General features: G+C 46.1%; 22 protein-coding genes. 2 read left to right on the forward strand and 20 right to left on the reverse strand.

Features of this window, described 5'->3' with window-relative positions; translation table 11 throughout:
- Positions 1–50: 50 nt before the first annotated feature.
- The 8 genes from G9G54_RS07475 to G9G54_RS07510 all read right to left on the reverse strand — a co-directional run bounded on the left by G9G54_RS07475 (position 51) and on the right by G9G54_RS07510 (position 8,679).
- The gene (locus G9G54_RS07475) at positions 51–833 is read right to left on the reverse strand and encodes an STM4013/SEN3800 family hydrolase (RefSeq protein WP_061831587.1); all 783 of its coding nucleotides are present in this window, start codon (positions 831–833) and stop codon (positions 51–53) included.
- Complete coding sequence (locus G9G54_RS07480) at positions 826–2,166, reverse strand: STM4014 family protein (protein WP_165177100.1); 1,341 nt, start codon at positions 2,164–2,166, stop codon at positions 826–828. The genes G9G54_RS07475 and G9G54_RS07480 overlap by 8 nt, the downstream gene beginning before the upstream one ends.
- Positions 2,167–2,231: 65 nt before the next feature.
- Entirely contained in the window at positions 2,232–3,074 is an 843-nt protein-coding gene (locus G9G54_RS07485; RefSeq protein ID WP_165177102.1) for an STM4015 family protein, read from the reverse strand.
- Between the two features lie 235 nt (positions 3,075–3,309).
- Positions 3,310–4,776, reverse strand: a complete 1,467-nt coding sequence (locus G9G54_RS07490; RefSeq protein ID WP_165177104.1) for an efflux RND transporter periplasmic adaptor subunit — start codon at positions 4,774–4,776, stop codon at positions 3,310–3,312.
- A 69-nt stretch (positions 4,777–4,845) separates the two neighbouring features.
- Positions 4,846–6,363, reverse strand: coding sequence for a DHA2 family efflux MFS transporter permease subunit (locus G9G54_RS07495; protein ID WP_061831583.1), 1,518 nt, complete (start codon positions 6,361–6,363; stop codon positions 4,846–4,848).
- A 15-nt stretch (positions 6,364–6,378) separates the two neighbouring features.
- Positions 6,379–7,032, reverse strand: coding sequence for an HlyD family secretion protein (locus tag G9G54_RS07500; RefSeq protein ID WP_165177105.1), 654 nt, complete (start codon positions 7,030–7,032; stop codon positions 6,379–6,381).
- Between the two features lie 355 nt (positions 7,033–7,387).
- Complete coding sequence (locus G9G54_RS07505) at positions 7,388–8,200, reverse strand: hypothetical protein (RefSeq protein ID WP_165177107.1); 813 nt, start codon at positions 8,198–8,200, stop codon at positions 7,388–7,390.
- Between the two features lie 20 nt (positions 8,201–8,220).
- The gene (locus tag G9G54_RS07510; RefSeq protein WP_069289771.1) at positions 8,221–8,679 is read right to left on the reverse strand and encodes a flavodoxin; all 459 of its coding nucleotides are present in this window, start codon (positions 8,677–8,679) and stop codon (positions 8,221–8,223) included.
- Positions 8,680–9,177: 498 nt separating this feature from the next.
- Between G9G54_RS07510 and G9G54_RS07515 the strand changes: the two genes are divergently transcribed.
- Complete coding sequence (locus G9G54_RS07515; RefSeq protein WP_028540694.1) at positions 9,178–10,041, forward strand: class I SAM-dependent methyltransferase; 864 nt, start codon at positions 9,178–9,180, stop codon at positions 10,039–10,041.
- 9 nt (positions 10,042–10,050) lie between these two features.
- A complete protein-coding gene (locus G9G54_RS07520) occupies positions 10,051–10,797 on the forward strand; it encodes an RluA family pseudouridine synthase (RefSeq protein ID WP_165177109.1) in 747 nt (248 codons plus the stop codon).
- 134 nt (positions 10,798–10,931) lie between these two features.
- On the opposite strand, the gene G9G54_RS07525 is transcribed toward G9G54_RS07520, so the two are convergent.
- The 12 genes from G9G54_RS07525 to purT all read right to left on the reverse strand — a co-directional run bounded on the left by G9G54_RS07525 (position 10,932) and on the right by purT (position 25,153).
- Positions 10,932–12,434 carry a DHA2 family efflux MFS transporter permease subunit gene (locus G9G54_RS07525; RefSeq protein WP_165177515.1) on the reverse strand — a complete coding sequence of 501 codons (1,503 nt, stop codon included), beginning with the start codon at positions 12,432–12,434 and terminating at the stop codon, positions 10,932–10,934.
- Complete coding sequence (locus tag G9G54_RS07530) at positions 12,418–12,903, reverse strand: MarR family winged helix-turn-helix transcriptional regulator (RefSeq protein WP_165177110.1); 486 nt, start codon at positions 12,901–12,903, stop codon at positions 12,418–12,420. The genes G9G54_RS07525 and G9G54_RS07530 overlap by 17 nt, the downstream gene beginning before the upstream one ends.
- Before the next feature lie 265 nt (positions 12,904–13,168).
- Complete coding sequence (locus G9G54_RS07535; RefSeq protein ID WP_013310615.1) at positions 13,169–13,639, reverse strand: MarR family winged helix-turn-helix transcriptional regulator; 471 nt, start codon at positions 13,637–13,639, stop codon at positions 13,169–13,171.
- Between the two features lie 275 nt (positions 13,640–13,914).
- Positions 13,915–16,377, reverse strand: coding sequence for a DNA gyrase subunit A (gene gyrA, locus G9G54_RS07540; RefSeq protein WP_165177112.1), 2,463 nt, complete (start codon positions 16,375–16,377; stop codon positions 13,915–13,917).
- A gap of 22 nt (positions 16,378–16,399) precedes the next feature.
- Positions 16,400–18,379, reverse strand: a complete 1,980-nt coding sequence (gene parE / locus G9G54_RS07545) for a DNA topoisomerase IV subunit B (RefSeq protein WP_028540692.1) — start codon at positions 18,377–18,379, stop codon at positions 16,400–16,402.
- A gap of 98 nt (positions 18,380–18,477) precedes the next feature.
- Positions 18,478–19,467, reverse strand: a complete 990-nt coding sequence (locus G9G54_RS07550; RefSeq protein WP_165177114.1) for an ABC transporter permease — start codon at positions 19,465–19,467, stop codon at positions 18,478–18,480.
- A complete protein-coding gene (locus G9G54_RS07555) occupies positions 19,460–20,536 on the reverse strand; it encodes an ABC transporter ATP-binding protein (RefSeq protein ID WP_165177115.1) in 1,077 nt (358 codons plus the stop codon). The genes G9G54_RS07550 and G9G54_RS07555 overlap by 8 nt, the downstream gene beginning before the upstream one ends.
- Positions 20,533–21,483: a GDSL-type esterase/lipase family protein gene (locus tag G9G54_RS07560; protein ID WP_165177116.1), complete on the reverse strand. Its 951-nt coding sequence runs from the start codon at positions 21,481–21,483 to the stop codon at positions 20,533–20,535. Before G9G54_RS07560 ends, G9G54_RS07555 begins: the two co-directional genes overlap by 4 nt.
- Before the next feature lie 175 nt (positions 21,484–21,658).
- Positions 21,659–22,339: a TIGR00266 family protein gene (locus G9G54_RS07565; RefSeq protein WP_165177118.1), complete on the reverse strand. Its 681-nt coding sequence runs from the start codon at positions 22,337–22,339 to the stop codon at positions 21,659–21,661.
- Positions 22,340–22,566: 227 nt separating this feature from the next.
- Positions 22,567–23,307: a CAP domain-containing protein gene (locus G9G54_RS07570; protein WP_165177120.1), complete on the reverse strand. Its 741-nt coding sequence runs from the start codon at positions 23,305–23,307 to the stop codon at positions 22,567–22,569.
- A gap of 207 nt (positions 23,308–23,514) precedes the next feature.
- Positions 23,515–23,976 carry a GNAT family N-acetyltransferase gene (locus tag G9G54_RS07575; protein ID WP_061831569.1) on the reverse strand — a complete coding sequence of 154 codons (462 nt, stop codon included), beginning with the start codon at positions 23,974–23,976 and terminating at the stop codon, positions 23,515–23,517.
- Positions 23,969–25,153: a formate-dependent phosphoribosylglycinamide formyltransferase gene (gene purT, locus G9G54_RS07580; RefSeq protein ID WP_165177121.1), complete on the reverse strand. Its 1,185-nt coding sequence runs from the start codon at positions 25,151–25,153 to the stop codon at positions 23,969–23,971. Before purT ends, G9G54_RS07575 begins: the two co-directional genes overlap by 8 nt.

Consider the following 25,153-nt stretch of genomic DNA (forward strand, 5'->3'; position numbering starts at 1 on the left):
TGGATTGATTTCTTGATATTTTACTAGTGCAATCTATATTTCTATTTGCTCTATAATATAAATTCGCGGTAAGGCACATTCCAGACTACCTCATGCGCCAGACGATGTCCTTCATAGCCGTCTTCCCCATAAGCTGTACCATGATCGGAAAAAACCATGCAAAACGTCTTGCCTCGATTTCGTAAAGCATCAAACAAACGTCCAAGCTCACCATCCACATACCGCAAGGCTGCTCGTTGAGACTCCACTGAATCTTTAGCTGAGCCCTTCACAAAATAATGATTAGGCCCATGGATCGCTGATACATTCAGAAACAAAAACAAGCGCTGCGACGGGTCTGTATTCCCCAACAGTTTCAGAGCATGATTCACCTGATGCTCCGTCGAACGGGGGTTGGTAACGCCAAAGTTCATACGCCAGTAGCTTTCTTGGAAATACCCTGGCAGCACTTTGGCAAGCTTATTTTTCTTCGTGAAAAAAATAACGCCGCCGATACAGATGGTCCGATAACCTTCACCCTCTAGCCCGGACACAATATCCGGGGCATCGAACAGCCAGGTATGTGGATGCGTACGCAGTCCCGTATCCTTTGTGTGAAACAGACGGATATGTGAAGTCTTATCCGTATTCGCTGGAGTCGGCAAAAATCCGCCAAAAAAGGCATGATGTGCAGCATAGGTAAAGCTACCCGGTGTATGACGCTTTTCCCACGACCCGGAGCCGCACAAATTCGGACAGTTCTCTTCCTCCAGCTTTGCGACATCATAACGCAGAGTATCAAGCGTAATCATGACAATATCATGAGAGCCGACAATTTGGTTCATATCAATCATATCTGTCTTTCCTTTCCGTACCCACGCTCCTATTAGCGAGGTGCTGCATTTCCCATTCATACGGATTCCAACCCTGATGCTCAACCCGGTACAGCAAATCACCGAACGGATTAACATCCAATACATAGGGACGACCGCCATGAGCCGGAACCAGCACATCCAGTCCAGCAACCATGGAGGCTGGAAAAACACTCATAGCGGCTTTCGCCGTAAGCTGGATCGATTCCACCGTATTCTGTGGTAATCCGGCTTCCTTCAGCGTGAGCCGCTCATTACGCAAATGCAAATTCGTAATGGGGCTGTGGCTCAAACGTAAAACCGCATGGCAAGCTTCTGATCCGCACACGAGTTGGCGCACATCATAAACACGCCCGTTCAGGGTCGCTTTGGGAATCCAGCGCTCTACATGTACCCCTTCCAGGCATAGCCAGTTAAGGATAGCATGAATGTCCTGCTTATCCGTATAACGACGCAGTCGTCCGGCATTATAATACACGCGCTGTCCGCGTATGATTTCCGTTCCAATCGTGGTCACCGCCAGTTCCGCGTGTGTATGGGGATGTACCTGATAGGCCATGACACCAGAAGCACCAGACCCACAAAATATTTTCACAAATACGCGGTGAAACCCGCTCTCCTTTATTGCCGCGTGCAGATCGACAACATCATGAAATGCACCACCTGAAGATGCAAGCACTGGCGGGACTCTTATATCTGCCTTGCTTAAATCGGCGCTACAACGCCGTTTGTCGAACATCACGGCCACTTCCGCCGGATCGTTCATCCAGTATGACGAGGGCCAGAGCAGAGCCACTTCATCCCGCAGCCAGGCCAGCAGACGGCAATAGCCCCGGAACCATTGTGCCGGGTGCCAAATACGACCGTGCTGCTCCTGCAGACGTCGCGCTTCTGCCGCCGATATACTTGTGCCTTGTGTCCATTCGGGCCATGGCAACAGAGAATCGTCTCCCTCACCATCCGAGGCGCCAAGAGCAATCAACTCACGCTCTACCTCAAAGCTTTCGCCCGGTGCATCCAGACGAAGCAGCGGACCACTGTTCATCTGCCCCGCCAGTAACTGATCAATGCTCTCTTGCAGAAAGGAACTGCCATTCACGCTATCATGCGTAGCTCGCGCAGCTATTCGCGCCATCAGCTCTCTCAGACCTTGTTTCTGCCGAATAGCTTCCAGCACATTCTTATAGGAAACCTCCAGAGCGGGTGGAAGCATTAATCTGCTTCGCGCCTCCTGCAGCCCGGTAGTTCGACGATTCCCCGGATTACCGAACAAGATAAACGGCTCGCTGACATTACAGTCTGACATCTTAACCATAGAGCCGCCTCACTTTAGATCATTTTAATTTTGAAAACAGTCCGTTTTAAGTCCATTTGTACAAATTACTCAGTCAGTGATGGATAACGCCAATCATCTTCCTCATCCGCTTCTTGTTGATCTTCCACGTTCACAGATAGACCCGAGCTTTTCCAACGTTGCATCATTTCACTAGACATATAATGATAGCTCAAATCCAGATGCTTCAGCCCTTTTATACTTTCACTAGCCAGCAGCGCTTCTGCACCTTTATCAGACAACGTACCTTGTGAGAGATCCAGCACTTCCAGTTGTCCAATCACAGGGGCATTAGCTGCTGCAATTGCAATTTCATCCTGTATTTCACTATCTTTCAGTCCCAAGTATGTAAGTTTGGGGAAAGGATTGCTATTCAAAAACGGCAAAACATCTTTCAGGTTACCGTCAAAACCATAGTTATCGACACCCAAATACAGTTCCAGCTTGCGCAGTTCAGGCAGTTCTGCATTGTGTATTTGCTGAAGAACGCTCACAGGCAGGCCGCCACAAATAATAACCAATTCCTGAAGGTTGTTATGACGAAGTGGTTCCAGACTCAGGTCCTGGCTTCCTTTGATATGAAAGGACTCCAACGCTGGAAACGCTTCTAATAACGGGGATAGATTCGTCTGGTTAATCCATGAAACCTCACACTCATCATATTCCATATCACCAATAAACAGCTTGCGTAACTTAGGGAAATGATCTTTAAGCTTCACTAACACTGGGATGAAATCATCTGGTGAGCTCTCATAGGCTCCACCCCAATCTCCAATGATCAGATCCGTAACTTCCGCGCTCTCCGGCTTGGCTGCCAGTTCCTCAAGCAATTTAGCCATCGTTTGGCCATTCTCATAAGCTTCAAAATCCACTACCAATTTTACTTCCATCTTACAATTCCTCCGATCATTTATCTGAGAATGTAATAAAACTTGAAAACTATCTATTTCCAATTTAGTCTATCCTATTCTACCAATGTTCGTCAAAAATAGTCCTATATCGACATCAATCCTATGTAAAATGTGCTCAATGAAATCAAAACAAGACAGCCCACTAAGCAGGCTGTCTTGCGCATATGTCTATAATAAACTTCTACTATTATATAGTAGTAATTCTAGAACCAAATTATTGGCTAATTGTAATCGGTGAGTTATCGGACAGCAATGCCAGATTATTCACGATCACATTCTCCTCATTGCCCAAGCCACTGGTAACGAGTGTTTGTGAACCTGCCGTCTGAACAGTCTTCACTTCCTTACGTTTCGCATGGTCTCCGTTTACAACATATACATATTCTTTACCTTGATCCTTTTGAACTGCCGCAGTAGGAACCACAATGCCTTCTTGTGCATTGGCAGCGACAAAGCTGATATCAGCCAACATGCCGGATTTCAATTTTGTGTCTGGATTCGCAACTGAGATTTTTACAGGATAGCCTTTTCCACTTGCATCCAACGGGCTTACATTTTTAACTGTACCTGTTGTTACAATGTTGGACGCTGCAACACGAACCTGTACCTTGTCACCTACTTTTACATTGTTGATCTGTTCCGCTGGAACATATATTAATGTATTGACCGTACTCAGATTCGCAATGACCAGCGCAGGAGATTGAGCGGATACCATTTCGCCCACTTCTGCATTTTTCGTACCCACAATACCATTAATCGGTGATGTAACAACGGTGTCATCCAATGCATCCTGAGCAATGTTTACATTCAGCTGAGCCTGCTTAAGAGATTGTTGGCTGGACTCGATGACCGCAGTATTTTGAGATACTTTGAGTTGGTTTTGCGCATTGCTGTAGCCACTATTGGCATTACTGTAGCTATTTTTTGCTGAATCATAGCTGTTGCGAGCTGTAGTCAAGGCCTTCTGCGCAGCTACCAACTGATCTTGTGCATTAGCCTGCGCATTTTGTGCATTATTGTAAGCCGCTTCCGCATTCACAACTGCTGTTTTGGCTTGTTCTAATTGTGCTTGAGTGCTCGCACCTGCATCAAATAGACTTTGTGTACGTGTTACATTCTTCTGTGCATCTGCCAAAGCTTGCTGCGTTTGTTTCACCGTATTGGCTGCCGAGGAGACACCATGTGTTGCTTGTTCTACGGCTGTAGTGGCTTGATTAATAGCCCCCTGTGCCTGATTGATTGCGCTTTGGGATTGAATCACGCCGCTCTTGGACTGCACTAAGCCCGAGTTTGCTTGAACCATCGTAGATTCGTGGGATGCTTGAGCGGTACTTACTCCGGCTGCTGCCGCAGCTGCTGCGGCGCGGGCTTTCGCAACATTATTCCGCATGTCTTTATCATCAAGCTTGAACAGTACTTGACCCTTTTTAACCTCGGAGCCAATATCCACAGGCAGCTCAACCACTTTACCGCCCACTTTAGGCACAATGTTCACCGTCTCCGAAGGTGTTACCGTTCCTGTATAAATATTTCCCTGTCCAATGATGCCTTGCTGTGCTTGGCTGATTTTAACCGGAACGACCATGTCCTGAGCCGCCCCGCTATTACTGGAGCAGCCTGCCAGCACTGCGCCGCCGAGCACTAAAGCCGCTAATGTACTTTCTACTCTCAATATTTTCATGATAATTCCCTTTCTTTCTGTCCGTGGAAATAATGTAAGTCATCCAGTCGATATTTTGTACTTCACTTATTAAGCTTCCGGCTGTGTCTTTGCTTTCTTCCTCTGAATAAACAAAAAGATGAGTGGAATTGTGCAAAACAGCGGTATGGATGAAATGAGGAACGTATCCCCAATTCCTCTTGATGTAGCATCCAGTGTGATTAAACTACTTATGGATGACATCCATGAGCTGCCCAATGTCGCTTGTAGCGTATGAGCCGAGTCTGGTGTAATGGACTCCGAAATTTGCTGGGCATGAGCAGCCGAACGGCTTTGCATAATGGCGGTTAGCACCGCAATCGCCATAGATGCAGCCACAGTACGTACCAGATTGGACGCTGTAGACGCATTGGCTACCTTGCTCGGATGAACGGCATTCATGCCGACCGTGGATAATGGCATCATGCAAATACCAATCCCCAGACCCCGTAATGCCATTACGGTTTCCAACCAGGCATGCGAAGTATCTGGCGTAAGCTGGTGAAGATGATAGGTCATAAAGCTGGTTAGCGTCAGGCCCACAAGTCCCAAAGGCACAATGCCGAACTTATCGAACAGCTTCCCGGCAATAGGCATCATAGCCGCCATGGCAATGGCCTGTGGAATGAGGATAATACCGGTATCAATCGGTGACACACGCTGGATATTTTGCAAAAACAACGGTGTTAGGAACGTTCCTCCGTACATCCCCATCATGACCAGACTAGAGGCAATAACACTAATCGTATACTTTGAATTCTTGAATAATGAGATTTCAATTACAGCATTATCCTTGCCGCTTTCTACATAGATCAGAAAAACAAGTGCCCAGAAAGCAATAAACAGCAGGGATACAATTCCAAAAGAAGTCCAGCCATCACGCTGGCCGTTTGTCAATGCGTACAAGAGTGTTCCGGCACAAGTTGCCGCCAGCAAAAAGCCCGGTAGATCAAACGGCTTCGGCTCTACTTTAGGCGGTTCTTTGATTAGAAGAATAACCATTAAAATTGCAAATAAAGCAACTGGCACACTGACAATAAACAAGAATCGCCAGTTAAACCACTCAATTAAATATCCGCTGAGCGTAGGCCCTACAGCCGGCGCTGCCATTGCAGCGATCCCCCATATACCAAGGGACATACCGATTTGTTCACGCGGCATAATTTTGTAAATAATCGTCATACTCAGCGGCATAATAACACCACCGCCCAGACCAGCCAGCACCCGTGCTGCGATCAGGGAAGAATCACTCCATGCAAAAATACATATTCCCGTTCCCAGCGAAAATACGCTGAGCGCAAGAATCAAAAACTTTTTGTATCCGAGGCGCTGCTCCATATATCCGGTAATCGGTACGATTACACCAGATGCAAGCGTGTAACCTGTAATAACCCACTGAATACGTGTCGTCGTAGATCCTAAATCTGTCGTCAATCTAGGAATGGCGACATTGATCAGACTGTTGTTCAGAATGGCGACAAAGGCGCCTAAAACGATAGCGAAAAAGGCAAGCCAGCGTTCTTTGGAAGAATCTGTCGAAGGAGCAGCAGCAATATCATTGGCAGCCACATGGACCCCTCCTTTTTAAGGTGTATGAATTTTTACTTCCACGTTCGTTCCAGGAATAAGCTTCAGATCCTTCGGCTTGTTCACAGCAATCTCTACAGGCACACGCTGAGTCACCTTGTTAAAGTTACCACTTGTGTTCACTGCAGGAACGAGTGAGAACACGGCGTTGGAGGCTTCGCCCACTTTACGAACTTTCCCCTGAATCACCTGGTCACCTGCTGCATCAAGCGTAATATCAACAAGCTGTCCTGGTTTAATACGGTTAATATCAGTTTCTTCAATATTCGTAGATACGTACAAGCTGTTCATATCCACCATTGTTGCAACAGCACTACCCGGCGATCCGATTTCATGCTCTTTCGAATAAATCTTAATGACGGTTCCGTTGATCGGCGCGCGCAGCACAGACTTGCTGATCATGCTCGCATCCAGCCCCGATATATCCTGCTCGGCAATCGGTTCATTACGCTGAACAACATCTCCTTCTTCCACATCAATGTGGCTAATTTCTCCAGAGATTTGCGGCATTACCTTATATTGATCGGCTTGAATGCGCGCATCGTCACTTTTAACAAAGTGTGTTGCTTGATACCAATAATAGTAGCCAATAGCTCCACCGCTCAGAATGAGCAGTACAATGAGGATTGGCAATACAGTTTTCTTACTCACTTCTTCCACCCCTGTTGTCCAAAAAATTTTTATTATTCAACGCTAATATTTTAAAATTGAAATATTAGGCCATTAAACCAAATAGAGAACGTAAATAAACACATGGCAACATTCCATGCAAAAGACAGGACTATCTTATGTACATAGGACAATCTGATCATGGTCCACAAACCGTCTTTTATATTTAAATATTTTCATATAACTATTGTACATTGAAATATTATAGATATATTTATCTATTCAGGCAACATAAATTTTCAGTTTTTTCATAATTTTTTTTCATAAAAAAGAACCTTGTTTCCAAGGCTCTTTCACGAAAAGGGATAGTTTACAATTAAAGGGTTACATAGTAACGTTAAGAGAAAGGCACTGGTACAGCTGACCGTTGTTTGCAGTTTTTCGCCTCCTGCCCTTCCTTCGTGTTCTTATTCATTCTGTTTCCCTGAGAAACTTGCTCCCCTATGCACCCCCCGCAACGGCAGCGTTCTGCCGTCCCATGTACATCCCCTTTGGAATCCCGTAATAGCCGTACGTAATCCAGAGATTGCTGTAAAGAAGCAGGTCCCGGAATGAAGCGGACCTTCTTACCTTCCAGCAGACAGTATACCTCAATAAGCTGAGGAAGAGCTCCAAATGCATAATAACAAAATACATTTGTCATATGTTGGAATGTACTGACAACGTTAGGATTATAGTCAACGATGTACTTTTGAATGAGCAGGGAATCTGCTTCTGCTGATAGTTGCCAAGCAGCCTGAACAATAAGCGAAATATTGACCTCTAACTCAGGCACAGACGTACAAAATTGTTCATACAGCATCACAGGCACCATCAAGTCATTATTTAAGCCACAAATTTTTGACAACTCACCTGACACTTTATTTTTGACATCCCAATAATGGAACAAAGATTCAAAGCTGTTTGACTGCTTGGGCCACCATTTCTCCAGCACATACTGGACAGGGACTTCCCGCCGTACCTTTACTTCCATTCCAAAGTATTCGTTGAGCGCATGCCCTACTGCATATTGAACCCGTTGCCGCCAATTCCAGCCCTCACGCCCTCTTTTCCTCTGTGATTGACGGATTGGCTGTGGAGTTCTCCACATCTCCTCCAGCTGATAGTCGTGCAGAAGAGGAAAGCCGCTTAAGCTATCGCTATTGCGCATACCTATCACTCACTCTCTTCTCAGGACACTTCAATACCAGCCTGTGCAAATTGTCTTCCGTAAGCTCGGCAATTCTCCTTGTCATCATCCAATGGATTGAATTCAATCTTCAGACTCTCTTGAATGACCGATGCACCGCGTTCTTTGACTTTTTCCTCTACCAAGTCCACTGCGCCACAGAATTGCGTATAAGATGTATCTCCACTGCCAAATACTGCGGTCTTTTTACCAGACAAATCAAGTTCGTCTAGTTCCTCATAAAAATCCAAAAATTCATCAGGAAGCTCACCATCTCCCCATGTATATACACCCAGTAGGAACCCGTCATATGCGAGCAGTTCTTGCGCGCTGCAATCATACGAAGCCTTCAACTCCGCCTCATGCCCTGCCTGACGAACGCCCTCGGCGATCAATTCCGCAATTTCCTCTGTATTACCGGTCAAACTGGCATAAGCAATCATGATTTTACCCAAGTTCATCCCTCACCTTTATTTGAAATATGGGATGCTTTCACTCCCTGTTACTCAAATAATATTTGATAATGATTCTCATTGTCAAATGTTAATTTCAAAAACTAGCTTTAATCTTGGGGAGATATACGCAAAACAGCCGCATTACATGCGACTGTTGGCTGATAAACTCTATGGATAAGCACATTAAATTAGAGGCTTGTTTAATTAAGTAGAATTTCAGTTGTGTTGATAAAAATATTATGTACGTACAATCCAATCCGTTTTTCATTATTATAATAAAAAACGGATTGTTGTACGTACAAGTGGGATTGATTTCATTTTAATATGGAAGCGCTATAATTACAAGTACATCCAAGAAAAAATATTTTAGACCATTTGACTACTTACTTATTTATGTAATCATTCGATTGTTGCTGAGGTTTGTTGTACAATAGACTCCATATGGGGATTTCTGTGCAGCTTGCTGCCTGAATCCTGAATTGACTGCTGAAGGATGGATTGTACATGTATGTAGCACAAGAATGGAAAGACTATGAAGTAATGGATACAGGCGGTGGTGAAAAACTGGAACGTTGGGGTGATATTGTCCTGCGTCGTCCCGATCCGCAAATCATATGGCCTTTGGCCCAGGAAACAGCCGAATGGCGTAATGTTCATGGGCATTATCACCGCAGTTCCTCCGGTGGCGGCAACTGGGATATGAAAAAACCTATCCCCGAGCGCTGGACAATTAGCTATGGACCGCTTAAATTCCACATTAAACCGACCAGCTTCAAGCATACCGGTCTTTTTCCGGAGCAAGCAGCGAACTGGAGCTGGATGATGGATAAAATCAAAGGCGCAGGCAGACCGATTTCCGTACTGAACCTGTTTGCATACACGGGAGGAGCCACTACTGCTGCTGCGTATGCTGGAGCCAGTGTAGTTCACGTGGATGCCGCTAAAGGCATGGTACAGTGGGCAAAGGAAAACGTTCAATTGTCTGGTCTGGCTGACCGTCCGGTACGCTTCATTACGGATGACGTATTCAAGTTCGTGCAACGGGAACAACGTCGGGGCAACCGTTATGATGCCATTATCATGGACCCTCCTTCTTACGGACGCGGACCGAACGGAGAAACTTGGAAGCTTGAAGAAAGCTTATACCCGTTTCTCGAATCCTGCATGAGCATCATTTCGGATCAACCGCTGTTCATGCTGATTAACTCCTATACTACAGGCATTTCGCCTACTGTATTGCGCAATATGCTGAGCATGACCATGCAACAAAAGTACGGCGGTCAAATTAGCGCTGGTGAAATCGGATTGCCGATCACACGCTCGGGATTGAATTTGCCTTGTGGTATTCTCGGACGCTGGGAGGCTTAAATTCCTCTTATGACTCAAAATGAACTTACCCGGCATGAGCATGCACTGCCCAACATTCCTGTCCTATATGAGGACAATCATGTTTTGGCAGTTGTAAAGCCTGTCAATGTTCCAACGCAAGAGGATGCCAGTGGTGATCCTGATCTGTTGTCTTTACTCAAGGAAGATCTAAAAATCAGACACAATAAGCCTGGTAACGTTTTTTTGGGCTTAGTTCACAGACTGGATCGGCCTGTAGGTGGGGCCATGATTTTTGCTAAGACGTCCAAAGCTGCTTCTCGCCTGTCAGAGTCGGTACGAAGTCGTCATTTTCACAAACTGTATACCGCAGTTCTGAATGGCGTTCCGACGGACCAACAGGGCCGTCTAACCCATTACTTGCTAAAGGATAGCCGAACCAACACGGTTCAAGCGGTTCGACCTGGCACAGCTGGTGCGAAAGAAGCCATTTTGGAGTACTGCGTGATCGGACAAGCAGATGGACTCAGTCTCGTGCAGATTAAGTTGCACACCGGACGCTCACACCAAATTCGTGTGCAAATGCAGGCGATCGGCTGTCCCCTCTACGGTGACCAAAAATATGGCGGTCATCTGAGCCGACCCGGTCAACAGCTGGCGCTCTGGTCCTTACTCGCTGGAGCACCGCATCCGGTTAGCAAGGACGATATGAGATTTCACTCGTTACCTCCTGTCCAATTTCCATGGAATGAATGGCCAAGGTCGCTTTATGAGAACATGATTACGTCTGAAATTTGAATCGGAAAGTCCTGCTCTATCTGAATATCGATCTTCAACCCCATTTGCACAAAGAACCTGCAACGCATGTGAACAAACATGCATTCCAGGTTCTTTTTTTGCAGAAAATTAAATTAATGCGTCATCTCATCCTTTTATGACGAGGAAGCCACGGACTGCCCCTTCTTGCTGTTTACCAGCTGTTGACGGGGTTGGGCGTTTTGTGCATTCGTATTTTTGATGAAAAATGCTAAAATCAGAGCGGCCACACTCAACGCTGTTGCAATGATAAAAGCCGAGTTAATCCCATAAATCGTAGCTTGATTACCTGCAGCCAGCATCCCCGCTTTATCCGTCACGCTTAGTCCCTCAGATGTAACAATCGATGTCAAGCGGTTGCTGCTTTGTGTGGACATCACTGTCACCAGAATTGCCGTCCCAATCGAGCCGGAAATCATACGCAGCGTGTTACTCATTGCCGTACCATGTGCATTCAATCGTTGCGGAAGCTGATTCAACCCGGCCGTTTGGATCGGCATCATCAGCAACGACATCCCGAACATCCGCACCGTATAATTAATTAACAGTGTCATATAGGTGGTTGTTTCGGTCAACCGCGTAAATTCCCAAGTCGTTATAACCATAATCAGCAAGCCAATTACAGACAACCAGCGTGCTCCAATTCGGTCAAAAATAGCCCCCGTTACAGGAGACATGAGCCCCATTAGAATCGCTCCTGGTAACATCAGCATACCGGACTGGAGCGGTGTAAAACCCCGAATATTTTGCAAATAAATCGGAAGCAATATCATACCGGCGTACAAAGCCATCGTCACAATCACATTAATGATTGTCGTCAAGCTGTACACATCGTATTTAAAGATACGGAACTCCAGCATAGGCTCATCTGCCTTCAGTTGGCGAACAATAAACAAAATAAGCGCAATTGTCCCAACGATAAGCGTAGACAGGACTGGAATACTTCCCCAACCTGATGTTCCTGCATCACTAAAGCCGTATAACAGTCCACCGAAACCGAGCGTAGACAAAATGATGCCGGGAATGTCCAGCTTTGGCTTGGACTGCTCCGTTACATTTTTCAGAAAAATAAATCCGATCACAATTGAAATTACTGATATCGGCAGGATGATCCAGAACAATACCCGCCAGTCATAATGCTGTACTATATAACCGGATAAGGTTGGCCCAATGGCTGGAGCAAAACCCATTGCAATCCCCAGGGTCCCCATCGCCCGGCCACGACGTTCTATTGGGTAGATGTTCAAGATAACAACCATCATTAAGGGCATCATGATACCTGCCCCCGCGGCCTGAATAAGCCGACCGATCAGCAATATGCTGAAGCTTGGCGCTATAGCACATAACAGCGTCCCGATTGAAAAAATAGTCATCGCGCTAATAAACAATTTACGAGTGGAGAAACGGGCAATCAAGAACGCGGTCACCGGGATCAATACCCCATTCACGAGCATAAAGCCCGTGCTGAGCCACTGAGCTATATTGGCATCTATATTCAGATCACTCATCATTTTCGGTAAAGCCACACTGATCAACGTCTGATTTAATATCGCTACAATCGCGCCAATCAACAGAGCGGCCACAATGGGTGCTCTGCGTACATTACCTGGTAGTGTCATTTGAGGACTGCTCAAGTTGATTCATTCCCTTCGGTGTTAATTTCGTGATCATTTGTTTATGGATATCCAGAACCATCTCTAGCTGCTCCTTCGGGATGTCCAGAATGGGCAAGACTCGCTCCATCCACATGGCGTCTACTTTTTGCATTATATCTTTTCCTTCCGGCGTAAGCGTCAACACTAAGGATCTACGGTCTTGCTCATGCCGTCCGCGAGCAATATATCCCGCCTTGGTCAAGCGGTCAACCACCCCACTCATAGAGCTGCTTCCTACATGCGCTATGTCTGCCAACTCGGATAACCCGATGTTGGGGCGTTTATTCAGAATTGCCAAAGCCATATGCTGAATGGCCGTCAGATCCAAATGCTGCTCCTCATTCCAGAAGGCATAAAATATCGTTTTGTTAACCTCCCTTACCGATTGAATAATCCGGTACACCTCAAGTCTGTCTTCCTCTCTGTCACTCACTGAAACCATCCTTCTTTCTAATCCCCAATTCACAATCCATATACTTAAACAAGCAACTATTTATATGCGAATTGTTATTTATTAATAACTATTATTTTATCATCTCTTATGTAAATGTCAACATTCACCCAAATATCACCTATACTTCAACACAAAAAAGGCGCGGTATGAATACCACGATAGGTATTTACATCCGCGCACTCCTACTTACCTTAAAATGATAATCTGCTGCGTACAGCTACTTTTCATGTAGCCACCATTCTAGTTATTCTGCTCGCTCTATTGGTTCCTTTACTCCCTCAGCCTCACTTGTCATTACTGAAGTCTTCGCCTTCGTTGTAATTTTCCCCAACAAATAAACCAGCAAATTTTGATTGTGCTGAGAAATTCGGTTTAGTGCAGAACCCAGAAAATCATCCCGTATTCGTAATCCACGCTCTACTTCTTCTCTCCCTTGATCCGAAATGACAATCCATACAATTCTACGGTCTTTTACGTCTCTGAAACGGGTGACCAGTCGATTCCGTTCCATCCGATCCAGCAGCATCGTAACCGCGGCTGGTGTGGTGGCGAGATATGGGATTAGTTGAGACGGTTTCATACGGCCGTATTCGTTCAAAACCTCCAGCACCGTAAGTTGAGCTTCGGTTAGTGATGGAGCCAGCTGCTGCTCCATATGAACCTTATAATCCTTAGCCATTCTGGACCAGATTTTCGCAAATTCGGTCGTTTGCATTTTGCCTCACTCCTTTGAATAACAGGGTCAGTAAAAGCATCAAAGTTACCGTATGGGCCACCGTCCGGATTGTATTTCATCACATTAAATTTTCGCCATTCAGCCCTGGTTTCCTGCCGTTTTTGGAGCACGAAATGAAAAGGGGAAGGAAGTCTCACCTCGGTTTTGAAGGCTGGTCAGAGTTCGACACCATGACGGCAAAAAGGTCCTCATTCGTGCCGGAATGGCACGAGAGGACCTCTCTTTTTCGAGCTAATAAGCGCTTGACTTTCCTATTATTCTATGGACTGAGAAGTTTGCGGCTCACTACGCAGCAGCACATTCACAATTTCGTCCTTCTTCTCCACTGGAGCCAGCAGCTTGCCTGTATCCTTTCGGTCGGTCAAAGGAGCCTTTTCCGAAAGGAAGGACATTGTTTGTCCTTCTGCTGTGATTGCAAATAATTGAACAGCTTCACGGCAATAGAAGGCAGCCACGATTCGAGTTCCATTCGAACGTACTCGTTTGCCTTCCTTGAACTCAAAGGTAGTGATACCTTTGCCGCCTCTTCCCTGTGTAGGATAGTCCAACAGAAGCGTACGCTTACCATAACCAGACTCGGTCAGCACCAACACTTCTCCTTCATCCTCTTCTACCCATAACGCCGCGATAATTTCATCGCTTTCCGCTAGCTGTATACCTTTGACACCAGCCGAGACGCGACCCATAGCATTAACCTCTTGCTCCTTGAAGCGTATACTCATACCCGCGCGGGTAATCAGCATAATATCCCGGGTACCCTCGCTTAACGTTACCGATAATACCTCATCGTCCCCTGCTACTTTGCAGGCGGCTACGGCACTAGAACGTTTTGTAGCATATTCTTTTAATTCTGTACGCTTTACTTGGCCCTTCTTTGTTACAAATACTAGACTTTTGCCGATTTCCTCGATGTTTTTGAGCGGGATAACACTTACGATACGATCTTCCTTCGATAACGGAATAACGTTGACAATTGGTGTGCCCGGCTCTCTCCACTTATACTCTGGCACCTGATGTACAGGTAATAAAAAGTATTGTCCTCGCTGGGTGAAGACGAGCAATATGTCCAGCGTATTCACATCAAGCAATTGGGTAACGTAATCCCCTTCTTTAACACCGGAACTTGAACGTTCCCCGCCTGAACGAGTGAATGACAACATACTTGTACGTTTCACATAGCCATCTTTTGAGAGTGTCAGCAACACATCCTCTGCTCCCACCATGACTTCCAGGTTCACCTTAATCTCTTCTACCTCGCCCTGGATATCTGAACGACGGTCAATGCCGTACTTTTCGCGAATTTCCAACAGTTCCTTGCGAATTAGGCTAATCAGCTTGCGATCACTTTCCAGAATAGAACGATATTGCGCGATTTTTTTCTGGATATCACCCAGTTCTTTTTCAAGCGTGGTGATTTCCAGATTGGTGAGACGGTACAACTGCAAGGTCAAAATAGAATCTGCCTGCCGTTCGCTAAAACCAAACATCCATTGCAAATTATTTTGTGCGTCCTGGCGATTTTTGGAAGCTTTTATAGCTGCGATGACCTCATCCAGAATGTTCAGCGCCTTGACCAAACCTTCCAGCACATGGGCACGATCCTCTGCCTTTTCCAGTTCATACTGGATACGGTGAGTGACAACTTCGCGTTGATGGGCGATATACGCTTCCAAAATGGACTTCAGCCCAAGCTGATGTGGCGCCTTGTTCACAATAGCTACCATGTTGAAGTTATATGCCACCTGTAGGTCGGTTTTTTTCAGCAAATAAGCTAAAATCCCTTCCGCATCGGCTTCCTTCTTCAGTTCCACAACGATACGCAAACCATTTCGTCCACTTTCGTCACGAACCTCGGCAATCCCTTCCACCTTTTTCTCCAGACGGATATTTTCCATGGCGGTTACGAGCCTTGATTTGACGATCTGATATGGGATTTCGGTAATGACCAGCTGCTGCTTACCTCCGCGCAAAGACTGAATTTCCGTTTTGGAACGAATATAAATGCGTCCTTTTCCCGTGCGATAAGCGTCCTTGATGCCTTCGCCACCCATAATGAGTCCACCCGTCGGGAAATCAGGACCTTTAATAAAGGTCATAATCTCTTCCAGCTCAATCTCGGGCTTTTCCATCACCGCAATGCTGGCATCAATAACTTCGCGTAAACTATGTGTAGGAATCTCTGTCGCAAATCCCGCCGAGATCCCACTGGAACCGTTCACCAACAAATTTGGATAACGAGACGGCAACACAACGGGCTCTTTGGCCGAGTTATCAAAATTGTCCTTGAACAAAACCGTACGCTTTTCAATATCGCGCAGCATTTCCATTGCGATCGGAGACAAACGAGCCTCCGTATAACGCATAGCTGCCGCCGGATCATCATCCTGGGAGCCCCAGTTACCGTGACCATCCACAAGCACGTGACTCATTTTCCAAGGCTGCGCCATCCGTACCATGCCGTCGTAAATCGACGAGTCACCGTGAGGGTGGTAATTACCCATAACGTCCCCAACGGTTTTGGCTGATTTACGATATGCTTTATCCGGCGTATTGCCCGAATCGTACATTGCATACAGAATACGACGTTGTACGGGTTTTAATCCATCTCGTACATCGGGTATCGCCCGATCCTGAATAATATATTTGGAATATCGGCCAAAGCGGTCACCGACCACTTCCTCCAGAAAAGCTGGCAAAAACTGCTCCGATAAGCTCATGTATACACCTCTTTTGATAGCACTACTCTACGTATTCCGTGAAATCTACGTTTTCCACGATCCAGCGCTTGCGCGGATCCACCTTATCACCCATCAAAGTGGACACCCTGCGTTCAGCCTTGGCTGCATCCTCTATCTGAACGCGTAACAAGGTGCGTGAATCGGGATTCATCGTTGTTTCCCATAACTGATCAGGGTTCATTTCCCCAAGTCCTTTATAGCGCTGAAGCTCAAAATTTCGTCCAAATTCTTTTAAATAATTATCAAGCTGCTCGTCAGTCCAAGCATAACGCACCGTTTCGAGCTTACCCGACTTTCGAGTTATTTTATACAATGGCGGTTGAGCAATAAATATGCGTCCTGCATCAATAAGCTCTTTCATGTACCGATAAAAGAACGTCAACAACAGCACTTGAATGTGCGCACCATCTGTATCTGCATCGGTCATAATGATGATTTTGGAATAATTGCTGTCTTCCAGCGAAAACTCTGTTCCTACTCCCGCACCAATAGCTGCTGTAATAGCACGGTACTCATCATTCTTCATAATATCCGCCAGTTTGGATTTTTCCGGATTCATCGGCTTGCCCTTTAGCGGCAATATGGCCTGAATTTTGGAATCCCGTCCCTGCTTGGCTGAACCTCCAGCCGAATCGCCTTCCACAATAAACAACTCATTACGTGTAAAATCCTTGGACTGCGCAGGCGACAGTTTACCATTCAAATTGGAACTTTCACTGCGCTTTTTACCGGAACGCATCTCATCTCGAGCTTTACGTGCAGCTTCACGCGCTCTGGATGCTTGAACTGCCTTCTTGATCAAAGTTTGTGCTATCTGCGGATTTTCTTCCAAAAAACGCTGCATCTGCTCAGATACGATGGCATCCACTGTACTCCGTGCCGAAGCGCTACCCAGCTGATCCTTTGTCTGGCCGACAAATTCAACTTCAGCCATTTTGACACTGATTACAGCCATCATGCCCTCACGTAGATCGTTGCCCTCCAAGTTTTTATCCTTTTCTTTCAACATCACCGTTTTGCGCGCATAGTCGTTCATGACACGAGTGTAAGCGGTTTTGAATCCCGTTTCATGCGTACCTCCGCCACGTGTCGGAATGGAGTTAACGAACGAAGCAATCGTCTCTGTATAACCCGCATTGTACTGGATGGCAATCTCTACTTCAATGTCTTCTTTCTCGGCATTAAAGTGAATAACGTCATGCAGCACATCCTTGCCCTCATTCAGAAAAGCAACAAACTGACTTGCGCCACCCTCATAAAAATACTCATCTGACTTTCCGCTGCGTTCGTCTTTAAGTTGAATACGAAGGCCCGAATTTAGAAAAGCAATTTCCTGAAGGCGCTCAGCCAACGTATCGTAGTTAAAATGAATGCCTGCCTGAAAAACACGAATATCCGGTTTAAATGTAATTTTCGAGCCCGTCTTGTTAGTATTGCCCAGCACTTCAAGGCCTGTGGTCGGTTCTCCGACATGCTCCACGCCCTTCTTGTCCTGCCAATATTCAAACCGCTGACGGTGAATCTTGCCGTCCCGGTAAATTTCTACTTCAAGCCATTCCGAAAGAGCGTTCGTTACAGACGCACCTACACCGTGCAGACCCCCGGACTTTTTATATCCCGAACCGCCAAACTTACCTCCGGCGTGCAAAATGGTGAATACAACCTGAGGCGTAGGAATTCCCGTTTTGTGCATTCCTGTAGGAATACCGCGCCCGTTGTCTGATACTGTAACGGAACCGTCCTTATGCATTGTAATATCAATGCGAGAGCAAAACTTGGCGAGATGTTCATCCACCGCGTTGTCTACAATTTCCCATACCAAATGATGCAGTCCCGAAGAACTGGTGCTCCCGATGTACATGCCCGGCCGTTTGCGAACTGCCACAAGCCCTTCGAGCACTTGAATGTCGTCCGCGCCATATTCTGAAGCTCCGCTTTGTGTGCCGGATACTCCCGCAGACAAGTCGATTTTGTCGACCATTCATGCTCCCCCTTTGTCTAATCGTAACCGTGTTTTGCCTTATTCTTGATGATTTTCACCAAAAATGCAAACAGATGTTTTCTTTTACCTTGTCCATTTTAATTCAATATATCCCGTTTCGTAAAGACGGCGAATGAAACAATCAATGCCGCAGCCCCCCAAATGCCCAGTACAGCTAAAGAAAAGGGTAAGGTCATTCCCTCAATCGGGGCGGGGCTTCCAGATAAATAATCGGTTAATTGGAGGTTAACCATAAATAAATATTTAGCACTCTGCCAAGATGAAGCCATGTTTGTCAAAATAGTGCCCGAAATAAGCGCAGCCATCATGACCACGATACTTGCCGCCGTACTTCGTACCAGGACAGATACCATAAAGGCTAACGAAGCTACCACAAGACTGACAAACCAGATCAATCCGGCTTGCAGCATCAGATAATGCCATTGTGGAATCGCATGTACAGCAGACAAATCCACCGTCGATCCAACAATTTGAAATCCGGTAAATACCGGAACATTAAAACCGCGAAAACCAAAAAACAAGCCTGATATGAGATAGCTAATTATAAATACAGCCAAAATGATGAGCGAGACGAACATATACAATGTCAACAGCTTGCTCAGCAGTATTTTCCACCGCCTGACTGGGCGAGTCAGCAACATTTTTATCGTGCCTGTCGTCCGTTCTCCAGAAACCAAGTCGGAGGCAATGGCCATAATCAACAGCGGAACGAACAGGTTTATGGAATTATCCATAAACTCTCTGGTAAAGGTGACGCCACTCGGCTCATTAGGATTCACATCATTCTCCAAATAATATTGCATCTGCTGCACAAAGACCCGACGATAGGTCTTCCATTCCTCGGGAACCCGGTCACTTCCCAGCGAGTTTTGATTATCGGTAATTGCCTGACGCAGTTCAAGTCGCCAATCATTGCCGAATTTTTCGCGATTGTTTTCTGCCACTTTCATCTGAGCGTACGTAAAAATCGGCACAAGCACAAGTAAAACAAGTAAAATGACATAAAATCGTTTCTTCTTAATAATTTTGAGCGTTTCATTTTGTACGAGCGGTAAAATGTTATTCAAGTATCTCACCTTCCGTCATTTTCAGGAATAGCTGCTCCAGTGTAGGGTTGATTTTGGTTACACCTTTAACGGAAATACCGGAAGCCGTCATTTGTGTCACCAGCTCCGCAATATGCTCTTCATCCATTTCTGTAAAAATTGCATCGGCTCCGCTGCCTGCAACAATGCTGTCATCAATTAATTCATCGGCATTCGTAATCATTTGTACATGCGGAGAATTTTGCAATATCGCAAGACCCTGATCACGAGGCTCCAGTTGCCACACGGCCATGTGCGAGTGCGTCTCAACCAGTTCCCGTACACCACCTACAGCTAGCACCTTTCCCCGACTTATAATTGCCACCCGATCACATAGCAGCTGGATTTCGCTGAGCAAATGGCTGGAAACAAATACAGCCATGCCTTCTGCCGCTAGCAAACGGATAAAAGCTCTCATTTCCTTGATCCCCTTGGGGTCTAACCCGTTCGTCGGTTCATCCAAAATGAGTAATTTCGGTTTACCTAGCAAGGCTTGGGCTATACCAAGGCGCTGGCGCATTCCGAGAGAATACGTACTTACTTTATCATGGATACGGCGATCGAGCCGAACCAGCTCAACGACTTCGCGGATACGCTGCTCGTCTACACCAGGCTGCATACGGGCAAAATGCTCTAAATTCTCCCACCCTGTCAGGTAGCTGTACACCTCTGGATTTTCCACAATAGAACCAATATGCCGTAAAGCCTGCTCAGGGTCACGATTTACATTATGTCCACAGACAGTAATCGTCCCTTCCGTAGGCTTAATTAAATCGACCAGCATACGAATAGTCGTCGTTTTTCCAGCCCCATTAGGACCGAGAAATCCGAAAATTTCACCCGCACGAACGTCGAATGTGACATCATGAATGATCATTTTGCGTTTGATACGTTTCTTAACGTGCTGAACAGAGAGAACTGTTTCGGTATTGCTTCTGTCTCTGCCTCCGCTGCCAACCTGATTGGCGGAATGGAAACTGGACAATGCATCCCTTGATGTCGAATTTTCGGTTATTCCAGCCCCGGTCTTGTCAGCAGATTGGATGCTCATTGCTTGTTTCCTCCCTTTTTCACTTCAGCGGGTTGGCTACTTGTAGACTGTTGTTCATTATCCACTTTATCGGCATCCTTCGTGTTTGCAACTGCAAACCCTTGCGCGATACGTTCAGCGATTGCCTGATAGCCCTGTCCGTTTGGATGAAAATGATCGGATGATAAATAGACGGGCAAATTTTGCTGGAATAAATCAAAAGTTGGAACCAGAGTCATATTGCTGTTTTGGTTGGTAATTGCCATGGCAGCCAGATTCCATTCTGTTACTACAAGATTACCGGGAATTTTCATTTCCTGCAGATCACTGAATGGATTATATAATCCGACATAGATAATTTTAGCATTCGGATTGATTTTCTCTACCTTTGTCAGCACTTTTTGCAGACGTTTGGCGGCATCAGGCACAGCTTTACGCAAACCACTAAGTGTAGGCGGCTCTTTGCCAGTTTGGGCAGCCTGAGCCCCCTGAAATAAATCATTTCCGCCAATCGAGACAATAATGACGTTAGCCTTTTTCAACACATAAGAAACACCAGGCTCATCCAGCTTGGTCAATAGTCCTTGAGTCGTCAGTCCATTAATCCCCAGATTATTTATGAGCTGAGCCTTATGGCCTTCCTGATTATTTAACAAGCTCACCGACCGACGCACAAAACCACTTCCGGAGTCATCCCCCGTGCCTTTGGCTAGCGAATCTCCAATGGCAGCTACCCGAAACTCTCCCGTCTGATTAGTAGCGGATGGCGCAGTTTGTGTCTGCGATGAACCGGAATGTACAGGTTGAGTGCTAACCATTGGCTCTGGAGCCGTGATACTTTGTACTGCTGTAAAAAATCCGTACAATAATAGCAATGTGGCGGCAATGGAAACGGAACCGACAGACCGCCAAATCCATTTTGATGAATTCACTCGTGTTCCCTCCTGATAGCTTAGTGAAATAAACATAAAGCTTCTCATATCATTTTGCAAATAAACCGTTCGGAATAAAAGTGCAATAAATGCTTAGAGTCACATATAATTTCCCATGAACATGCAAAAAAAGGATGGCAAATGACCATCCTTATATTATACTTTCTTGTGTGAACAGTTGATCTTCTCATCTCTAATCAGACGAATCAAACTATTTGCTATCAGGGATAAAACTCTTGATCCATTGTCCAAAACTGCCCGGATTTCGACTTTGAATCAGTACCGTTCCTTCACCGCGAAAGCGGCATACAAGTGCTTCTCCACTCGTTACACTGGACAACCAGCCTTTAGATGCTTTTTCAATTTTATAATCCATATAATCCGGCCATGCCACCAGATGAGCATTATCAATAATACGCTCTTCTCCTGGCGCAATATAAATGGGATGAATGGCTCCATAAGAGGATAGGAATACCGTACCTCGACCACTGATTTCTACGATAAAAAAACCTTCACCGGAAAATAAACCTTTCATCAGGTTTTGCATTTTGGTGCTAACCTCAATGCCTTCCGTACAAGCCAGAAAACCGTCCTTTTGGACGAACAGCCTATACGTGCCATCCAGTTTCACCGCTTGTACATCACCTATACTAGCAGGGGCTAATAACACCTCAGCCGGTCCCCTGGCTGCCCTCAGTTCTTGGAAAAAGAATTTTTCTCCGCTCAGCATTCTGCCTAAGCCACGTAACAGTCCACCGTCTACCGTCCCCTTTATATCTACACTGGAAGACATGGAAACCATCGCTCCCATTTCTGCTTTAATCATTTCCCCGGGGTTCAACTGCATCTTGAGCATAGCAAAGGCACCTTCATGCACGATTTCGTAGCTCATTTGTTCACCTGGCTTTCCATAAGTAGTCTGATATCTATTCAACTTGCTGCTATCATACTATAAATACGTCCCTTATGTCTTTTCTGGTATAAAGCAGTGGTTATGCCACTGGAGGATGAAGAGACACCAAAAGACCCGCTGAACGTGTCAGCGGGTCTCTAGATTAACGTCACGCCGCTATCTTTTCGTAGCAGCGACATAACGTTGGGAACGTATTTACGATCATCTTAGTTACGTGTGAACTCTTGTACCCAATACCCATTGTAGTAAGCCACACCGATTTGTGTAAACTCTGCCTTCAAAATATTCTCACGATGTCCCTGACTGTTCATCCAGGCATTCATCACTTCTTGTGGTGTTTGTTGTCCCATAGCAATATTCTCACCCGCATACGTATAAGTTACACCGAATTTTTTCATCATATCAAATGGTGAACCATAGGTCGGTGATGTATGGGAAAAGTAATTGTTCGTACTCATATCCTTCGCCTTGACTAAGGCTACTTCTGTAAGCTTCGCATTCGATGCGAGGGGCTTGAGACCTTTTTGGCTGCGCTCGTTATTTACAAGCTTTACAACCTCAGCTGCAAATTGGGACTTGCTGAGTTGTGCATCCGTACCTGCAGACTGACCCGCGCCTGAGTTTGTGTTTTGTTTTTGAGTCTGTTGCTTGGTACCAGACTGCGAAGCCTTTTGGCCACCCTGTTTGGTTGTTGTTTGTTTGCCGGATGAAGGATTTGCTGTTTTGTTTTTAGCCTTGTCCTTTTCAGAAACATCCTTAATTACGGTCTTTGTTATCGTAGTCGTCCCGTTGGACATATTGACGGTATATCCGTTATTTTGAAACCATTGTTGCAGTTGGGCAGTCAAATCGTCAGCTGGTGAAGCTGATGCCGGAACGATGAATCCTGCGGATAAAATGGCGCTAAGACTTCCCATCACCAGTGTTTTTTTCAACATATTCTTCATTTCGTCATCTCCTTGTTGTATAAATGCCTTGGTGTGAACGCGTCTGGTTACAACTTTGTAATCTTTACTCTAGCAGTATATCATGTTTTATAGCAGGATCAATGGTATAAAAGTTGGAAAAAAAATAGCCCCGCTCGGAATTGACCATGCGGAACTGAGTTAAAAGTAGTGAGGCTTTAAGTATTAGATTGTCTTGTTATAGGCTGATTATCTAAGCTTTTTGCTGAAACGGTAGCCTTGCTTTTCAAAGCCGATTCGGTTGTAGAAAGCTCGGGCCTCTACTTGTTTGATGCGGTTATTCGCTCCGGTAATAAATAAATGATAGCATCCTTGCGCACGTCCCCACTCCTCACCACAAGCCACCAAGCGCTTGCCAATGCCCTCGCCGCGATACTCCCCGCTCACGACCAGCATGGTGATTTGTACGGCAGGATCAGGATAAGCCAAGCTTTGAGCCGTATGCATGCCGATTACTCCGACAACACGACCATCCATTTCTGCAACCATCATATTCGCTTGACTGTCCTCCCGCGCTGTTCCCATAACTTCTTTCATTACACCACAAGTCATCGGGTACCCGACTTCTCTTAGTAGTCCAGTTACGGCTTCGCAATCGCCAAGCTCTACGGAACGAATTGTCAGTACTGGAATCATCACATTGTTAGACATGATTTACCTCCACTTTCAGCATATTAGCAGCTTCTTTGGCCGTCTTCCGTGCTGTTTCCACATCTTCTGCAGCGCTAAGCGCTACAGCCATCCGGCGTCCCGGCTTGGTTTCAGGCTTCCCGAACACTCGCACCTGTGTCCGGGGTAGCAATAATGCATCATGCAGACCGCTTATTACGAAATCCCGCGTAGTCACTTCTGCCTTCAAAGTAGCTGAAGCTCCTGGTGTAAGCAGCGTGACGGATGGCACCGGGAATCCGAGAATGGCCCGCACGTGAAGCGCAAATTCCGACAAATCCTGCGTAATCATGGTCACCATTCCTGTATCATGCGGACGAGGGGATACTTCACTGAATATGACGCCATCAGCTGTTAAAAATAGCTCTACGCCAAACAATCCGTAACCACCCAGTTCATCCGTTATCCTACGGGCAATGTCTTCCGCTTCCGAAAGCTGCTTGTCCGTCATGCCATGAGGCTGCCAGGATTCGACATAATCCCCATCTTTCTGAATGTGGCCAATCGGTGGGCAAAAAGTCGTACCCAAAACCGCTCTGACGGTCAATAAGGTAATTTCGCTCTCAAACGGGACAAAAGCTTCAACAATGACACGTGTTGTTTTGGCACGCGCGCCTTCCAGCGCCGTATTCCAGCAGGATTCTGCATCTTCGATTGCCCGGCATACAGACTGCCCTTTACCCGACGAACTCATCAAGGGCTTGACCACGCATGGCGTGCCCAGCTCATGAACCGCCGACCGCAACTGCTCAAAGTTATCTGCAAAACGATAGGCAGCAGTCGGAAGCTCTAATTTCTCGGCAGCCAGCCTGCGGATACCTTCCCGGTCCATCGTAAGACGGGCGGCACGGGCCGTTGGTACTACGTGAAATCCTTCTTGCTCTAATTCTTCCAAAGCACCCGTAGCAATAGCTTCGATTTCAGGTACAATTATGTCGGGCTTTTCCTTACGAATTAGTGCCTTCAACGCCTCAGCATCCTGCATATCCAGACAGTGAGAGCGATGGGCCACCTGCATTGCTGGAGCCAGTTCATAGCGATCTACAGCAATACATTCCACGCCAAGCCGCTGAGCTTCAATAATGACTTCTTTTCCCAATTCGCCGCTACCCAGCAGCAGCATCTTCTTAGCCTTGGCAGAAAAAGGAGCACCCCACAT

It is taken from the genome of Paenibacillus sp. EKM212P (genome assembly GCF_011066115.1).
Classification (GTDB): Bacteria; Bacillota; Bacilli; order Paenibacillales; family Paenibacillaceae; genus Paenibacillus; species Paenibacillus polymyxa_B.

Bases quoted from the DNA above. Each gene is read 5' to 3' on its own strand.
- G9G54_RS07475 (WP_061831587.1), bottom strand. From the start codon at position 833: ATGATTGATATGAACCAAATTGTCGGCTCTCATGATATTGTCATGATT.
- G9G54_RS07480 (WP_165177100.1), bottom strand. From the start codon at position 2,166: ATGGTTAAGATGTCAGACTGTAATGTCAGCGAGCCGTTTATCTTGTTC.
- G9G54_RS07485 (WP_165177102.1), bottom strand. From the start codon at position 3,074: ATGGAAGTAAAATTGGTAGTGGATTTTGAAGCTTATGAGAATGGCCAA.
- G9G54_RS07490 (WP_165177104.1), bottom strand. From the start codon at position 4,776: ATGAAAATATTGAGAGTAGAAAGTACATTAGCGGCTTTAGTGCTCGGC.
- G9G54_RS07505 (WP_165177107.1), bottom strand. From the start codon at position 8,200: ATGCGCAATAGCGATAGCTTAAGCGGCTTTCCTCTTCTGCACGACTAT.
- G9G54_RS07510 (WP_069289771.1), bottom strand. From the start codon at position 8,679: ATGAACTTGGGTAAAATCATGATTGCTTATGCCAGTTTGACCGGTAAT.
- G9G54_RS07515 (WP_028540694.1), top strand. From the start codon at position 9,178: ATGTATGTAGCACAAGAATGGAAAGACTATGAAGTAATGGATACAGGC.
- G9G54_RS07520 (WP_165177109.1), top strand. From the start codon at position 10,051: ATGACTCAAAATGAACTTACCCGGCATGAGCATGCACTGCCCAACATT.
- G9G54_RS07525 (WP_165177515.1), bottom strand. From the start codon at position 12,434: ATGACACTACCAGGTAATGTACGCAGAGCACCCATTGTGGCCGCTCTG.
- G9G54_RS07535 (WP_013310615.1), bottom strand. From the start codon at position 13,639: ATGCAAACGACCGAATTTGCGAAAATCTGGTCCAGAATGGCTAAGGAT.
- gyrA (WP_165177112.1), bottom strand. From the start codon at position 16,377: ATGAGCTTATCGGAGCAGTTTTTGCCAGCTTTTCTGGAGGAAGTGGTC.
- parE (WP_028540692.1), bottom strand. From the start codon at position 18,379: ATGGTCGACAAAATCGACTTGTCTGCGGGAGTATCCGGCACACAAAGC.
- G9G54_RS07555 (WP_165177115.1), bottom strand. From the start codon at position 20,536: ATGAGCATCCAATCTGCTGACAAGACCGGGGCTGGAATAACCGAAAAT.
- G9G54_RS07560 (WP_165177116.1), bottom strand. From the start codon at position 21,483: ATGTTTATTTCACTAAGCTATCAGGAGGGAACACGAGTGAATTCATCA.
- G9G54_RS07565 (WP_165177118.1), bottom strand. From the start codon at position 22,339: ATGAGCTACGAAATCGTGCATGAAGGTGCCTTTGCTATGCTCAAGATG.
- G9G54_RS07570 (WP_165177120.1), bottom strand. From the start codon at position 23,307: ATGAAGAATATGTTGAAAAAAACACTGGTGATGGGAAGTCTTAGCGCC.
- G9G54_RS07575 (WP_061831569.1), bottom strand. From the start codon at position 23,976: ATGTCTAACAATGTGATGATTCCAGTACTGACAATTCGTTCCGTAGAG.
- purT (WP_165177121.1), bottom strand. From the start codon at position 25,153: ATGTGGGGTGCTCCTTTTTCTGCCAAGGCTAAGAAGATGCTGCTGCTG.